The organism is Burkholderia sp. Se-20373 (assembly GCF_017104705.1).
Lineage (GTDB): Bacteria > Pseudomonadota > Gammaproteobacteria > Burkholderiales > Burkholderiaceae > Burkholderia.
Genome location: NZ_JAAGPH010000376.1, coordinates 1 through 828, shown reverse-complemented (window position 1 = coordinate 828; position 828 = coordinate 1). Strand labels below are relative to the sequence as shown.

Below are 828 nucleotides of genomic sequence, written 5' to 3'. Positions count from 1 at the left end.
CCGGCCCGACCGCCGCGACGGCCGCGCATGCGGCGAGCGTCGCGATCGTCAGCGCGAGCGGCCGCAACGCGGCCACCGGCAGCCCGAGCGCGGCCGCCTGGTCGTCGCCGAGCGCAAGCATGTCGAGCGGTTTCGCGAGCCAGGCGAACACGGGCACCGCGAGCACGCACCACGGCAGCAGCATCGACACCTCGCCCCAGCTCCGGCCATAGGTACCGCCGACGAGCCACACGACGAAGCGCGCGGGCTGCACGCTTTCCTGCGTGATCAGCCATTGCGCGAGCGTGGTCCACAGCGCGCCGATCACGATGCCCGTCAACGCGACCGCGAGCGGCGCATAGCGATGCCGGTGATTCAACGCGAGCGTGACTGCGAGCGACAGGCCGCCGCCGATCAGCGCGGCCGCCGCGAGCGTCACATGGCCCATCAGCGGCCACGTCGACAACGCGAACAGCGTGACGAGCCCCGCACCCTGCGTGACGCCGAGCACTTCGGGGCCCGCGAGCGGATTGCGCACCACGCTTTGCATCGCGACGCCGCTCACCGCCAGCAACGCGCCGGCCAGCAGCGCGCACAACAGGCGCGGCATGCGCAGGTCGATCAGCATCCGCGCGAGCGCATCGTGGCCGGACAGCGCAGCCGACCAGCGCGCGATCGACAGCCACTCGGGGCCGGCCGACACGCCGACGAACACGATCAGCCCGCCCGCCACGACGAACAGCGCCGTGCGCAGCGGCCAGCCGAGCCGTTCGAGCCAGCCGACGAGCCGCGTCGAGCCGCCGCCGGCCGCACGTTCGGCATCCGCGTGCAGCACGCCCGACCACGCGG

The 828-nt window shown here is 73.6% G+C and carries 1 protein-coding gene; it reads right to left on the bottom strand.

Annotated features, from left to right (window positions below):
- Positions 1–828 (bottom strand): iron chelate uptake ABC transporter family permease subunit (locus G3N96_RS38840; RefSeq protein WP_206140504.1); only part of this gene is annotated, 828 nt, incomplete at both ends.